The sequence below is a fragment of the Corallococcus carmarthensis genome (assembly GCF_003611695.1).
GTDB lineage: Bacteria > Myxococcota > Myxococcia > Myxococcales > Myxococcaceae > Corallococcus > Corallococcus carmarthensis.
The window spans coordinates 1-14,378 of the sequence record NZ_RAWE01000007.1; the positions used below are offsets into that span (position 1 = coordinate 1).

7 protein-coding genes and 1 pseudogene are annotated in these 14,378 nt (G+C 72.2%); 4 read left to right on the forward strand and 4 right to left on the reverse strand.

The genetic code is table 11. The annotated features are described in order from the left end of the window. Nucleotides 1-588: pseudogene (locus D7X32_RS47440) on the reverse strand (sensor histidine kinase); the annotation flags it as partial. 168 nt (nucleotides 589-756) lie between these two features. On the opposite strand from D7X32_RS47440, the gene D7X32_RS03330 reads away from it, so the two are divergent. Together D7X32_RS03330 and D7X32_RS03335 are read left to right on the forward strand one after the other, a co-directional pair. Beyond that, nucleotides 757-1,692, forward strand: a complete 936-nt coding sequence (locus D7X32_RS03330) for an MBL fold metallo-hydrolase (protein WP_120601033.1) — start codon at nucleotides 757-759, stop codon at nucleotides 1,690-1,692. Nucleotides 1,693-1,723: 31 nt separating this feature from the next. Continuing rightward, nucleotides 1,724-3,481: a M14 family zinc carboxypeptidase gene (locus tag D7X32_RS03335; RefSeq protein ID WP_120601034.1), complete on the forward strand. Its 1,758-nt coding sequence runs from the start codon at nucleotides 1,724-1,726 to the stop codon at nucleotides 3,479-3,481. A 134-nt stretch (nucleotides 3,482-3,615) separates the two neighbouring features. Here D7X32_RS03335 and cglD read toward each other — a convergent pair whose 3' ends face one another. Beyond that, on the reverse strand, nucleotides 3,616-7,050 hold the full coding sequence (cglD, locus tag D7X32_RS03340; protein ID WP_120601035.1) for an adventurous gliding motility lipoprotein CglD: 3,435 nt from the start codon (nucleotides 7,048-7,050) through the stop codon (nucleotides 3,616-3,618). Nucleotides 7,051-7,310: 260 nt separating this feature from the next. Here cglD and D7X32_RS03345 point away from each other — a divergent pair, with 260 nt between their 5' ends. Both D7X32_RS03345 and D7X32_RS03350 read left to right on the forward strand, forming a co-directional pair. Further along, nucleotides 7,311-8,087, forward strand: a complete 777-nt coding sequence (locus tag D7X32_RS03345) for a TIGR02266 family protein (protein ID WP_244238823.1) — start codon at nucleotides 7,311-7,313, stop codon at nucleotides 8,085-8,087. Beyond that, a complete protein-coding gene (locus D7X32_RS03350) occupies nucleotides 8,084-9,031 on the forward strand; it encodes a serine/threonine-protein kinase (RefSeq protein WP_171446610.1) in 948 nt (315 codons plus the stop codon). Before D7X32_RS03345 ends, D7X32_RS03350 begins: the two co-directional genes overlap by 4 nt. 40 nt (nucleotides 9,032-9,071) lie before the next feature. Here D7X32_RS03350 and D7X32_RS03355 read toward each other — a convergent pair whose 3' ends face one another. Together D7X32_RS03355 and D7X32_RS03360 are read right to left on the reverse strand one after the other, a co-directional pair. Further along, nucleotides 9,072-12,962, reverse strand: a complete 3,891-nt coding sequence (locus D7X32_RS03355) for an AAA family ATPase (RefSeq protein WP_120601037.1) — start codon at nucleotides 12,960-12,962, stop codon at nucleotides 9,072-9,074. Continuing rightward, the gene (locus D7X32_RS03360; protein WP_120601038.1) at nucleotides 12,959-14,203 is read right to left on the reverse strand and encodes an exonuclease SbcCD subunit D; all 1,245 of its coding nucleotides are present in this window, start codon (nucleotides 14,201-14,203) and stop codon (nucleotides 12,959-12,961) included. Before D7X32_RS03360 ends, D7X32_RS03355 begins: the two co-directional genes overlap by 4 nt. Nucleotides 14,204-14,378 lie beyond the last annotated feature (175 nt).

A 14,378-nucleotide genomic window follows, 5' to 3' on the forward strand; every position in this document is an offset into this window, starting at 1 on the left:
CAGCGTGGCCCCGCCCAGCAGCAGCAGCGCCCAACGGAAGCTGTCGCGCTCCACCGCGCCCACCCGCGCCTCGAAGGCCGCCATCGACGCGTCCGAGTCCGCCGTCAGCGCGTCCACCCGCGCCTGGATGCGCGACACCCACTCCAGCGCCCGCCCATGCGCCGCCTCCACCGCCCGCGCGTCCTTCGCCATCACCGCGGGCAGCAGCGTGTCCCGGTAGAGCGTGTCCAACGCGTCACCCGACGCCTGGATGTCCGCCACCGCCGCGCGCTCGTCCGCGTCGCGCGCGTGCTCCGCCAACCGCCGCGTCAGCGCCTCCACGCGGGCGCGGGCCTCCGAATGGAAGCGGCGGTGGCTGTCGTTGCCCAGGATGATGGTGTGCGCCAGGTGCGCGTACTGGTCGCGCACCGCCGTCGCCAGCTCGCGCGCCTCCCGCGCCCGGCCGCCCACCTCGCGCAGCGCATGCGTGCCCTCGTGGAGGTCCGACAGCCGGCCGAGCGCATAGCCCGACGCCGCCGCGAACAGCGCCACCAGCGCGCCGAACGCGAGCAACACCCTGCGGGTCGTGGTGCCGGAGACAGGTCCCATGGGAAGCCCTCTTATACGGCGCGGCCCCTCCGCCCGCGCCTGGCACGTGTCCGCCGTGGGCCATCCAGCGCCGCATTCCCCTTGCGCCCCTCCCCTCCGGCCGAGCATGACTCGCACGAGGCGGCGCGGGCCCATCTTTGGGGCACACCCGTTGCCGGGAGCCACTCAATGGCGATGCGCTTCAAGAACCTGGATGGCAGCGGACCGCAGGCCTTCACCCGCGTCTTCAAGTGGGCCGTCGCGGACAAGCTCGCGGGCAAGCGCCGCAGCTCGCCCGCGCGCGCCGTCGTGCCGCACGTGGAGCCGGACCTGGCCGTGCTCGCCACCCCGCCCGCGCCGGGCGAGGGCGCCCGCCTGACGTGGCTGGGCCACGCGAGCTGGCTGGTGCAACTGGATGGCGTGTCGCTGCTCATCGACCCGGTGCTGCGCGACACCATCAACGTCGTCATCCGCCGCAACGTGGCGCCCGGCGTGCCGGTGGAGAAGCTGCCGCGCATCGACGCGAGCCTCGTGTCCCACAACCACTACGACCACCTGGACCTGCCCACGCTCAAGCAGGTGGGCGCGCGCATCATCACCGGCCTGGGCCACGCGCCGGTGTTCCAGGGCCAGGGCCTGCCCTTCCATGAGATGGACTGGTGGGAGTCCACGCAGGTGGGTCCCGTGCGCGTGCACTACGTGCCCGCCCAGCACTGGAGCCGCCGCGGCCTCAACGACGCCAACGAGATGCTCTGGGGCGGCTTCGTGGTGGAGGGCTCCAGCGCGCGCGTCTACCACTCCGGCGACACCGCCTACTTCCAGGGCTTCAAGGAGATTGGCGCCCGGTTCCCCAAGCTGGACGCGGCGCTGCTGCCCATTGGCGCCTATGACCCGGCGTGGTTCATGCGGCTGCAGCACATGAACCCGGAGGAGGCGGTGCAGGCCTTCGAGGACCTGGGCGCCATGGCCTTCTTCGCCATGCACTGGGGCACGTTCAAGCTCACCGACGAGCCGTTGGACGAGCCCCCCGTCCGCCTGGACGCGGAGTGGCTGCGCCGGGGCTGGCCGCGCGACCGCGTGCACGTGCTGCCGGTGGGCGGCACACACACCGTGCGGCACGGTTGAGCGTTGGCGGGGCTTGTGGTCTCAAGCGGCCATGCTCCTGCAAACCCTCGCCGCCCTGGTCCTCACGCAGGCCCCACCCCTCACCTCCCTCTCCGAACAGAGCGGCTGGAAGCGCACCGGCCGCTACGCGGAAGCAGAGAGCCTCTGCCGCGCCTTCCCCAAGACGTTCCCCGGCAAGGCCCGCTGCGACACGATGGGCATCACACCGGAAGGCCGCCCCCTGGTGGCGCTCGTCGTCAGCCAGGACGGCACCCTCACCGCGGACGCCGCGCGCAAGAAGGGCCGCCCCGTCGTCTTCTTCCAGGGCGGCATCCACGCGGGTGAAATCGACGGCAAGGACGCCGGCTTCTGGCTCTTGCGCGACGCGCTCCAGAACCGGGCGTCCGTGCCGGACCTGCTCAAGGGCGTCACCGCCGTCTTCGTGCCCGTCTTCAACGTGGACGGCCATGAGCGCTTCAACGCCAACCACCGCCCCAACCAGGTGGGCCCGGAGGAGATGGGCTTCCGCGTCACCGGACAGAACTTCAACCTCAACCGCGACTACGTGAAGGCGGACGCGCCGGAGATGGTGCTGCTGCTGAAGTACCTCAACGCGTGGGACCCGCTCGTCTATGTGGACCTGCACGTCACCGACGGCGCGAAGTTCGAACCCGACGTGTCCGTGGGTCTGGAGCCCCAGAAGTCCGGCCCGCCCGCGCTCCAGGCGCTGGGCACGAAGCTGGTGGACGAGCTCTTCACCGGCCTCACCGCGGAAGGGCACCAGCCGCTGCGCTTCTACCCGTCCTTCCTCCAGGACGACGACCCCACCAGCGGCTTCGCCTACGGCGTCCCCCCGCCGCGCTTCAGCCATGGCTTCTGGTCCGTGCACCACCGCTTCGGCGTGCTCGTGGAGACGCACTCCTGGAAGAACTACGCCCAGCGAGTGAAGGCCACCCGCGACGTGCTGGAGGGCCTGCTGCGGCTCGTGGCCCGCGACGGCGCCGCGCTCCAGGCCGCCGTGAAGGCCGAGGACCAGAAGGCCGTGTCCGGCCAGGTGCGCGAGGTGGTGCTCGGCTGGGAGAACACGCCCAAGCGCGAGACGATTGAATTCAAGGGCTACGCCTACGAGCGCGCGCCGTCGGACATCTCCGGCCAGCCGTGGATCCGCTACGACGACACGAAGCCCCAGACATGGAAGGTGCCGTACTCGCCGGACATCCAGCCCGCGCTCACCGCGACGCTGCCCGCGGGCGGCTACCTGGTGTCCGCCGCGCACGCCGCGTGGGTCGCGCCGAAGCTGGCCGCGCACGGCATCGCGTTCCAGCGCCTCACCCGCGCGGTGCCCGCCGCGAAGGTGGAGTCGTTCCGCTCGAAGGACTTCCAGTTCCAGGCGCGCTCCAACGAGGGCCACCAGAACCTCACCGCGAAGGGCGAGTGGAAGCCGGACACGCAGGACCTGCCCGTGGGGACGCTCTACGTGCCGGTGGCGCAGAAGAACGTGCAGCTGGTGGCGCACCTCTTCGAGCCCGCGGGGCCGGACTCGCTCTTGGCCTGGGGCTTCTTCAACGCCCACTTCGAACAGAAGGAATACATCGAGGACTACGTGCTGGAGCCCTATGCCCGGGAGCTGCTCGCGAAGGACGCTGGCGTGAAGGCCGCCTTCCAGGAGCGCCTGAAGGACGCTGGCTTCGCCAAGGACCCGCGCGCTCGCCTGCGCTTCTTCGCCGAGCGCCACCCGACCTGGGACGAGCGCCTGGGCCTCTACCCCGTGTACCGCGCCGCCAGCGCGCCTGCGAACCTGGGGAAGTGACGGAAAGAAGAAGCCCCCGGCCCGCATCCCCCCTTCAGGGGACGTCGCGGAGCGGGGGCTTCGTGAAGCAGCTGCCTTCAGTCACTGACGCGCTCCCGGTCCATGTGGCACCGGGAGCGCGTTTTCATTCAGGCCTAGCCGATGGGCTTCTCGCAGACGCACGCGCTGACGTTGCACGTGAAGCCCGGAGCGCAGCCGCCGCAGTCCGGCTTGCAGACGCAGGCGCACAGGCCCGGGTCGGCGCCGAAGCTGGTGCCGCAGTTGAGCGCGGCCGTGTCGCAGACGCAGCCGCAGGCGTTGTTGTCGAACTTGTAGCCCGCCGCGCAGGACGCGGACTGCACGCAGCTGCACGAGCAGGAGTTCGTGTTGCACGTCTCGAAGGTGCCGCACGTGCCGCCGCAATCCGGCGCGCAGGAGAAGTCACACACGTCGCGGTCGGTGTTGCACACCTGGCCCGCGGGCGCCGTGCCACCGCAGTCCGCCGGGCACTCGCACCTGTCGGTGGTGCGGTTGCAGACGAGCTTGCCGTCGCAGTAATCCGGGTCGTTCGGATTGTAGTACTGCGTGTCGGACGAGCACGGCGGCGGGTTGCCGTCCGGCTTGGCGGTGCGGTCGATCCAGTAGCGGTACGACACCGCCGCCTGCGTCACACCGGACTGCTTCGGACGGCACGCGCCGTAGAAGGACACGGTGCGGTTGATGCCGTCCACGTCGAAGCCGTTGGTGCGGCTGCGCGGCAGGTCCCCGATGCTGGGGCACACGGCGGCATCCGCCACCTCCGCCACCGCCACCTTCAGCGAGGCGCCAATCGGCGGCTTGAGCGTCTTGTAGCCCACGGACGCGATGACGCTGTCCACGATGGCGTTGATGGTGTTGGTGATGGAGGTGTTGTCCCGGATGCTGCCCGCGACGCCGCCCGAGGCCTGGATGACGTCCAGGTGGCGCGGGATGCGCGGGTCCTCGTCCGTGCGGCACCAGGTGGCCTTGTCGTCGGTGGCCTTCTCCGGCGGGCAGATGATGCCGTGCAGCTGGATGGGCGCGTTGACCGGGTTCTTCGTCGTGCCCGCCGTGGTGCCCGTGTTGAGGAAGTACGCCGTGTATTCCGCCACGGCGCTGGAGGACTGGTCGCGCGTGTCCGTGAGGATGACGACCACCACCTTCGCACCCGCGCGGATCCGCGTCTCCGGCGTGCCGCCCGTCGCGGTCAGGTTGTTGATGGCCTTGCGCGCCGCCTCCAGCGGACGCTCCACGCCGTCACCGCCAATGCCCACCCAGCACTCCTTGTCGCTGGAGCAGGTGGTGTTGGGCAGCGGCGTGTACGTCGGGCTCTGGGTGCTCCCCCCCTTCACCGCGCACACGGCGTTGTTGCACACGGCGTTGTTGGTCAGCCACGCCTTGAACTGGTCGATGTTCTGCGTGAAGGGACGGAGCACGCCGTTGTTGGGACCGGAGCCGGTGTACGCCGTGGTGACCATGCCCAGGCGCCAGTCCAGCGTGGCGTTGGCCAGCTTGCCGGCCACCGCCGCCGCCGCGCCGGCGAGGAAGGTCTGCGACGTGGCCATGGAGCCGCTGTCGTCCACCACGAAGAGGAAGTCCACCACCGCGGTGTTGCCGGTGAAGACCTCGCACTGCACCGCGTCCGCGTCGCCGAACTGCGCCAGCGCGGAGCCGCCCGCCGTGTCCGCCATGGTGAAGAGGCTGCCCGTGGCCGACTCGTTGTAGCGGGCCGCCGGCGTGATGGCGAGGACCACCACCACGCTCCCGTTGGAGCGGTGCACGTACTGCGCCTGGATCTTGAACGGGCCGTTGATGCCCGCGGAGCCGCCCAGGTTCTCCATGCTGGCGGGCACCAGCTGCCGCGCCAGCGAGTTGGTGAACGCCTTGAGCTCCGTCGTGCCGGTGACGCCGTAGCGGGCGACCACCGCGGGGAAGCCGTCCCAGGTGGTGAAGGTCTGCGTGAACTCCACGTCCGCGGCCGTCAGCAGCGCCGAGCCGGTGCGGATGCCCGTCTCGTCACCGGCGGGCGTGGTGGAGGTGCCCACCTGGCCGCGCTTGTACGCGATGAACGTCACCTGCTTCGTGTCGTCCCAGCCCATCACGCCCACGGTCTGACCGCCGGCCGTGAGGTTGAGCAGGTTGGCGCTCTTGAAGGTGTTGGGCAGCGCGAGCCGCAGGTCCGCGCCGCTGTCCTCCTTGAACGTCACCGTGCGCAGGTTCTGCACGCTGCACGCCTTGCCGGCGGGCGTGGTGGCCGCGCCGTCCTTGGGATCCAGCGGGTTGAGCTCACCCGGGTCCACGCGGCCGTTCTGGTTGGAGTCCTCCGCGCCGTCGGGGATGCCGTCGCCGTCGGAGTCCGGCTTGTTGGGGTCCGTCTTCGTCGTGGGGTCCGCGTCGCCCGAGTAGCCGCAGTTGTTGCGCGGCGCCGCGGCCGTGGTCACGCCACGCTCCACGCCGTCGAGCAGACCGTCGCCGTCGGTGTCCGGGTTGGAGGGATCCGACTCACCGGGATCCACCTGGCCGTTGGAGTTCGGATCCTCACCGAGGAAGCCGTCGCGGCCGGCGCCGTCCTGGAGCCCGTCGCAGTCGGTGTCCGTCAGACGCGGATCCGTCTCACCGGGTTCCACGCGGCCGTTCTTGTTCGAGTCCTCCACGCCGTCCGCCACGCCGTCGCCGTCCGTGTCGGCCTTGTTCGGATTGGTGCCGGTGGCGTTCTCGACGGAGTCCGGGATGCCGTCGAAGTCCGCGTCGGGCACGGACGCGGCGCAGTCCGCCACGCGCGGGTTCTTCTCACCCGAGTCGTGCTTGCCGTTCTTGTTCACGTCCTCGGCGCCGTCCGAGCAGGTGTCGCCGTCGGTGTCGGGATTGAGCGGATCCGTGCCGGTCTGCTTCTCCAGTCCGTCCGGCAGTCCGTCGCCGTCGGTGTCGCGCAGGCGCGGATCCGTCTCGCCGGGGCTCACCGAGCCGTTCTTGTTCGCGTCCTCCACGCCGTCCGCGAGGCCGTCACCGTCGGAGTCGGCGGTGTTGGGGTCCGTCTCCGTGAGGTCGCGCTTGCCGTTGCGGTTGGCGTCCTCCAGGCCGTCCGGCAGTCCGTCCTCGTCCGTGTCCGCCTTCACCGGCGAGGTGCGCGTGGTGGGGTCCTGGTCCGCGCGGAAGTTGCAGCTCGGGTCCGTACTGATGCTGGACGTGCGGCCCACCTCCACGCCGTCGCGGATGCCGTCGCCGTCGGTGTCGCGCAGGCCGGGGTTCGTCTTCACACCCCCGGTGTAGACCGTGGAGAACTCCTCCTGGTCCGTCAGGCCGTCGCAGTCCGAGTCCTTCGTGGCGTTGTTCGGATCATACGGGTCGGTGGTGACTTCGCCAGGGTCGGGGTCGGGGTCGATGATGACGCCCGCGTCCTCGACGTAACCGGCATCGAAGCCCGCGTCGACGTCGGTGCCGCTGTCTGGGCCCGCGTCGGTGGTGGGGTTGGGATCAGTGCCAGGGCCGGGGTCCGGGTCCGTGCCGCCACAGCCCGTGACGAGCAGGGCGGCGAGCAGCGTGCCGGAGAAGAGTTGGATCCAATTGCGCATACGGGTCTGCACTCCGGGAAGGGGGGTTACGGAGAACACCCGCAGCATAAAGGGATGCGAGCCTGATTCCGATGTAGGTACGCCCTCGGGCCGAGGCGACATCACGATTCGTAAAATCGATGTCCACCGCTGTCGCCTGTTTCCGGCTGCACTGTCTTTACGGGGGACAGGAGGGCTCGGTTATCTTCCGCCCCGTGCCTGTCTTCGGTCTTGCGGCGGTATGGGGGGGAGCGGCTTCGCCTGAGAAGGCGGCAGCCGTGGTGGAAGGCCTGGGATCACTCCTGCCGTCCGCGCAGTCGATGCAGCTCATGGTGGCGTTTCGCGACGAGGCCGGCGCGCTGGAGGTGAAGGTCGAGGTGCCCGGATATCCGCGCGCGGCGGTGGAGCGGCTGGGCGAAGAGGTGCGCAAGAGCGGCGGCACGTTCGTGGAGTTGTGGCGGCTGCCCAAGGCGGAGCGGGACGCGCTGCGCTCGCGCACGCTGGCGGGCGGCACGCCGTTCGCGGGCAATGAACGCGAGCAGGCCGCGCAGGAGCTGCGGCAACACCTGGAGGCCCTGTCCGCGCGGCCTCCCCAGCCCGCCGCGCCCGCGCCCGCATCCGCGCCGCCAGCCGAAGCGCCCCCCGCACCGCCGCCCGCTCCCCTAGCGAGCACAGGCGAGTCGTACCGCGCGCCGGAGGCGGATCCGTCCGAGGCGCCTTCATCCTCCGGAGACGAGACGCCGCGCCGCGCCCGGCGCTTCGCCGTGAAGCTGGAGATGGAGTTCCGCACGGAGTTGGACTTCGTGCGTGAGCACGCGCTGAACATCAGCAACGGGGGACTGTTCGTGCGCACGGCGCACCGCCCGCCGCAGGACAGCGTCGTCACCGTGGACGTGAAGCTGCCCAACGGCCAGCGGCTGCAGGGCGAGGCGCTGGTGGTGCACGTGGTGGACGCGCCGTATACGGGAGGCGTGGGGCTGGCCTTCCTGAGCGACGACGCCACGTTCTCGGCGACACTGGACGGGTATCTGGCGAGCCTGGTTGGAGAGAAGGCGTGACGTTGGAGGAAGGCCAGACACCGGAGTGGCCACGCGACCTGGGCCGCTTCCAGTTGCTGTCGCGGCTGGGCCGTGGCGGCAACGCGGAGGTGTTCCGCGCGCGGATGCTCCAGGGACCGCTGGCGGGCGAGGAGGTGGCCCTCAAGCGCGTGCGTCCGGAGCGCGCGCGGGACGCGGAGGCGCGCGAGCAGCTCCTGCACGAGGCGGAGCTGGCGCGGTGCCTGGCTCATCCGCACATCGTGGGCTTCCGCGAGTACGGCGAGCTGGCGGACGGGCCCTACCTGGCGCTGGAGCTGGTGGACGGCACGGACCTGGGGCGGGTGCTGGCGCAGTGCCGGCGCCGGCGCATCGAGCTGCCCATCGACATCTCCGTGATGATGGTGCGCCACGTGCTGGAGGCGCTGGCGTACGCGCACGCGGCCACCAACTCCAAGGGCCTGCCGCTGGCGGTGGTGCACTGCGACGTGTCCCCGCACAACGTGCTCCTGTCGCGCGGCGGCGAGGTGAAGCTGGCGGACTTCGGCGTGGCCCGCTCACGCGCGGGCATGGCGGTGGATCTCCGGCGGGTGGGCAAGCAGAACTACCGCTCGCCTGAGCTGTTGGCGGGCGAGGTCTCCGTCGCGGTGGACCTGTGGGCGGCGGCGGTGCTGCTCTACGAGCTGCTGTCGCTGGAGTCGCCCTACGCGGACGGAACGGCCGAGGAGGTGGAGGCCTCCATCCGGGGCCTGCGGTTGACGCCCGTGCGCATGGTGGCGCCGGAGGTGTCGGATCCGCTGGCGCTGGTGCTGGACCGGGCGCTCGCGCCGCACCCGTCGCAGCGCTTCTCCTCGGCGGATCAATTCGCGCGGGCGCTGGCGGCGCTGAGCGATGACCGCGTGGCGACCCCGCTGGCCGTGGCCGCGGTGGTGCGCGGGCTGATGGGCGCGGAGCCGGTGACGGGCTGAAGGCCGGGGGCCGGGCCCGGTGAGTCCCCGGCCCGGACCGTCACGCCACCTGTTGATCCGACGGAACGAGGATCCCCGCGTCGCCTTCGACGACGAGCTTGCTGCGGCCGCCGCCCTGCTTCACCACGCGCACCTGCACGCCGATGCGCTCGGCGAGCCCGCTCACGTGGGAGATGATGCCCACCTGGCGGCCGGTGGCCTGGAGCGCGTCGAGCGTGGCCAGCGCCACCTCCAGCGTCTCCGGATCCAGCGTGCCGAAGCCCTCGTCGATGAAGAGGGTCTCCACCTGCGTCGTCTCCGACGACAGCGAGGCCAGGCCCAGCGCGAGCGCCAGTGACACGAGGAAGCTCTCGCCGCCGGAGAGGCTGGCCACGCTGCGCACCTCGTCGCCCATGTCGCCGTCCACCACCTGGAGATCCAGGTCGTGGCCGGGCACGCGCTCCAGGCGGTAGCGGCGCGCCAGCTCGCGCAGGTGCGCGTTGGCGTGCAGCAGCAGCGCGTCCAGGGTGAGGCTCTGGGCGAAGACCTTGAACTTCTTGCCGTCGTGCGAACCGATGAGGTCGCCCAGCGTCTTCCACACCTCGGCCTCGCCGCGGCGCAGCTCCAGGGCCCGGGCCTCCGCGCCATGGCGCGCGCGGGCGGCGTCGTCGGTGTCCAGCTTCGCGCGCAGCAGGGCCTCGGCGCGGCGGCGCACCTCCACGTCGGTACGCAGGCGCTCGCAGAGGTCCGCCACGTCCGCTTCCGCGAGCGTGGGAAGTCCCGAGGCTTCGTGGCGGACGCGGCGCTCGCGGCGCTCCACGAGGACGGCGCGGGCCTGGGCCACGGACTCGCGCAAGGCATTGAGCGCGCGGGCTTCCGCGTCGCACCAGGCGGCGCCGCGAGACAGCAGGGCCTTGAGCTCCTCCAGGGTGGTGCCATGGCCGGCGAGGCGTTCCGCGAGGACGGCCTGGGCGCTGTCGAGGGCGAGGGCGGCTTCGGTGCGCAGGCGCACGGCGTCCTCGGCGCGGGCGGTGGCCACCTTCTCCGCCTGCTGGAGGGCTTCGGAGTCCTCGCGGGCGCGCTCGTAGGTGGCCTGGGCGGCGTCGAGCCGTGCCTGGAGCTCCGCGCGCACCTCGTGCGTGGAACGTCCGTGGAGCAGCCGGGCACGGGCCTTCGCGGCGTCCTGGAAGGCGGCGTCCTTGAGGCTCGCGCGGTGGGCGGCGGTTTCCGCGTCCTCATGCCGGGACTGAAGGCGGACCTCTTCACGGGCGCGGCGGCCCTGCTCTTCCTCCAGGCGCTTGCGTGAGGCCTCCAGCTCCGCGAGCTTTTCGCGCCACTTCGTCACGCGCTCCAGGCAGCGGCTCTGGAAGCGCGCGGGATCCGCGGCGAGCTTCTCCTCCCAGGCGACCTCGTTGGCGAAGGGCGGGGACACCTCGGTGAGCGCGCGCTGCCGGGCATCACGGGCGGTGTCCCGGCGCAGGAGCGCATCCCGGTGGGACTGGGACGCGCGGGACCAGGCGTCCTCGGCCTTGCGCAGGGCTTCGGACGCGCCCTCGCGCCGGGTGCGCCGCGTCTCCAGCTGGGCCCGTGCGTCGCGAGCAGCGCTGGCCCGGAGCTCCGCGGAAGCCTCTTCATCGCGAAGCGCCGCGAGCCGCGCGCGCACGTCCTCCTGGGCAGCGCGGATCCACGCCTGGGCGGCGGGAGCCTCCGCGTCCTCGGGAGGCGCAGCATCGGCCGAGATGGAGCGGTGGGCTTCCGCGTTCGCGACATTAGCGCCTGCATTCAGCGCACTCCCGCGCGATGACGCCTTCGCCTCCGCCTGATTCGCCCTGTCCTCACCCGGAAGCACCGCGCGGCTCCACCGTTCGCGCGCCGCGCGCCAGGACTCGCGATGCGCCGTGCGCTTGCGGGCCGCGGTGTCCCGCCGGCCCTCGGCCTGGGTCGCGGCCGTGTCCGCCGTCGCCTGCCGCACACTCGCCGCGCTCTCCTGCTTCGCCGCGGCGTCGCGCGCCGACTCCAACTCCAGCACCCGGGCCGCGGCCTCCGCGACCAGCCCCTCCAGCGCGGAACCCTCCCGGGCATACGGATGTTCGAGCGCGCCGCACAGCGGACACGGCTCACCGGCGTGCAGCGCGGCCCGGTGCGAAGCCAGCCCCTGTGTCGCCTCCGCGCGCGACTGCGCACGGCGCGCTTCGTGGAGCATCGCCTCCTGTGTCACTCGCCGCGCCGCCGCGTCCTTCGCCTCCTCCGCCGCACGCAGTGAAGCCTCGCGGTGCGTCTTCACCTCCGCCGCCGCGTCACCTTCCGCCGTGCCCTCCGCCCGCGCGCCTTCACCCGCGAGCGCCAGTGCGCCCAGCGCATCCTGCCGCGACAGCAGCGCATCCCGGAGCGCCCGCCTCGCCGCGCCGCCGTCCTCACCCAGCGCGGCCTCCGCGTGCGTCGCCAGGGCCTGCGCCTGCGCTTCCGACTCGACCGCGCCCTGGTGCTCCTCACGGCGCGCCTGGGCCTCGTTGCCCGACCGGTCCGCGTCCTTCTCCAACCGGTCCGCGTCCGCGCCCGCCGCCTGCTCTTCCTTCAGCGCCCCCGCGAAGCGCTCCAGCTCGCGCTGCCAGCGGGGCCACTCCGTGGCCAGGGACTCCCAGCTCGCATGCGACACACGCCAGGCCTCGGCCGCGTCCACCAGCGCCTGGGCCTTCACTTCCGCCGCCTGCACCAGCGCCAGCGCATCGCGCGCTGAACCCTCCGCGCCCTTCGCCTGCTTCGCCAGCTCCGCGGCCTCACGGGCCTCGCGCTCCGCCTCCGCGCGGCGGGTGTCCAGCGTCGCGGCCTCCTCCAGCGCCGGACGCACCGACGCCTCCGCATCCAGCGCCGCCGCGCGCGCGGCCTCCGCCTGCATCCGCACCTGCCGCTGCGCCGCCGCCGCCGCGAGCGCCGCTTCCGCCTGCGAGGCCCGCTCCAGCTGCTCGGCCTCCGCCCTCACGCAGCCCTGCTCCGCGGACTCCACCGCCGACACCACCGCGCGGAAGCCCTCCGCCGCGCGCACCGACTCCAGCAGCGCCTCGCGGGGCGCCGCCGCCTCGCGGTCCGCCTCCGCCCGGGTCACCGCGCCCTCGGACTGCTGCTCCTGCCCCACGAACTCCGCGCGCTGCGCGTACCAGGACCGGGCTGCTTCCGACTCGCGCAGCCGCGTCTCTTCACGGACCCGCGCCGCCTCCTCTTCGCCCAGCTGGACACGCGCGACCTCGCGATCCGCGTCCGACATCAGCATGATGGCCGCGAGCCCCTGCGACAGCCGCTTCAGCTCCTCCTGCTCCTTCGCGTTCTTCTCGTGCGCCGCGATGGACACCCGGCTGTACACCTCCGTGCCCGTCATCCGCTCCAGCAGCTCCGCGCGCTCGTTCGCGTCCGCGCGCAGGAACGCCGCGAACTCTCCCTGCGCCAGCAGCGCCGAGCGCCGGAACTGATCGAACGACAGCCCCAGCCGCTCTTGAATCGCCTGGAGGACCTCGCCCTTGGTGCGGCCGAACAGCTGCCCCGAGGCCACGTCCGTCAGGCTCAGCTCCTGCGGCCGGAAGCGCCCTTCCGCGCGCTCGCGCGCACGCCACACGTTCCAGCGCGCCCGGTAGCGCCGCCCGTCCTTGCCCAGGAAGTCCACCTCCGCGTGGCCCTTGCCCGCCCCGCGCCGCAGCATGCCGCGCACGTCGTAGGCGGACAGCCGCGCCTCCTCGTCCTCGTCCGCCCGGCCCACCAGCACCTTGCTGGGCCCGCCCAGCCGGGGCGTGCGGTCGAACAACGCAAGGCATAGCGCATCCAGCAGCGTGCTCTTCCCCGCCCCCGTCGCGCCGGAGATGGCGAACAGCCCCAGCCGGTCCAGCGGCGCCCGGTCCAGCTCCAGCGCGAAGTCCCCCGCGAAGCTCGTGAGGTTGCTGCCGCGAATCGCGAGGATCTTCACGACGCGTCCTCCTGCACCTGCGTGAGCAGCGCGTGGAACGACTCCAGCAGCCCCGGTGAAGGCGCCTCCTTGAAGTCCCGCGCGTAGCGGGCCAGGAATACGTCCTCCGGCGTGCGCTCACGCAGCGACAGCCCCGGCCGCACGTCCGCCAGCGCCCCACCCGTGCCCGTGTAGAAGGGCGTCAGCTTCACCAGCCGCGCGGCCCGCCCCTCCAGCGCCTTCTCCACCTTGTGGCGCAGCGCCGGCTCCGGCCGGGGCAGCGACACGCAGACCTCCAGGTACGGCCGCATCGACTCCGGAGCCCCCGCCTCGTACGCGGGCAGCGCCGCGAGCAACTCCAGCACCTCCGCCAACGGCGCCGCGTCCCGGGCAGGCACCCGCATCATGTCCGTGGTGCGCGGCACCGACAGCGGACGCACCTGCTTCAGCGCCCCATCCTCCATGTCCAGCACCAGCACCTGGTGCCGGTAGTGCGCCTCCGACAGCGACAGCGGCAACGGAGACCCGCTGTAGCGCACGCCCTCGCGGCCGCCCACGCGCTGCGCCTTGTGCAGGTGCCCCAGCGCCGCGTACGCGACGTCCTCCGGGAACAGCTCCACCGGCAGCGCGTGCTGGTTGCCGCCCAGAATCTTCCGCTCGCTCAGCTCCGACAGCTCCGAGCCGGTCATGTAGCAATGGCCCATGGCCACCAGCGCCTGCCCGGACCTGCGCCGCCTGCGCGCGCCCTCCAGCACCTCCGAGTACACGGAGCGCACGCCCTCCACCAGCCGGTCGCCCTCGCCATCCGGCACCGACGGCAGGTCCGAGGGCCGCAGGTACGGCACCGCCGCCACCCACGCGCCCACCTTCCCGCGCGCGTCGTGCACCGGTACCACCAGCCGCTCCATCTCCAGCCCGCCGCGATGGCGCGGCAGGCCGCCCACCACGCGCACGCCCAGGGCGTGGAACAGCGGATCCGGCGCGTCCAGGCGCGCGGCGGAGTCGTGGTTGCCGCCCACCACCACCACGTCCAGCTTCGGCAGTGTGCGCCGGGCACGCGCGATGAAGTGGTACCAGGCCGCCTGCGCCTCCGCGCTGGGGTTGGCCGTGTCGAAGATGTCCCCGGCCACCAGGAGCGCATCCACCTCCTGGGACTCCAGCGTGTCCAACAGCCACGTCAGGAACGCGGCGTGCTCCGCTTCGCGTGAGACGTCATACAGCGTGTGGCCCAGGTGCCAGTCCGACGTGTGCAGCAGGCGCATCCGGCGTTCACCCTCCCTCGTGGCCCGGTGGCGGGTGCGGGCCGGGCAGCCTCTCCCGGTCCCAACCCCGACTCCAAGCGGCGAGCCCCCGCTCCCTTACCCGCCCCCTCTGACATTGTCGAAAAAGGGCGTCATTCCGCGTGCTTGCGTCCGTGGCCTGCCCAACGCGTCCCGT

What these genes read in the sequence shown, in the direction of transcription:
- cglD (WP_120601035.1), bottom strand. Translation starts at nt 7,050, where the DNA reads ATGCGCAATTGGATCCAACTCTTCTCCGGCACGCTGCTCGCCGCCCTG.
- D7X32_RS03330 (WP_120601033.1), top strand. Translation starts at nt 757, where the DNA reads ATGGCGATGCGCTTCAAGAACCTGGATGGCAGCGGACCGCAGGCCTTC.
- D7X32_RS03335 (WP_120601034.1), top strand. Translation starts at nt 1,724, where the DNA reads ATGCTCCTGCAAACCCTCGCCGCCCTGGTCCTCACGCAGGCCCCACCC.
- D7X32_RS03360 (WP_120601038.1), bottom strand. Translation starts at nt 14,203, where the DNA reads ATGCGCCTGCTGCACACGTCGGACTGGCACCTGGGCCACACGCTGTAT.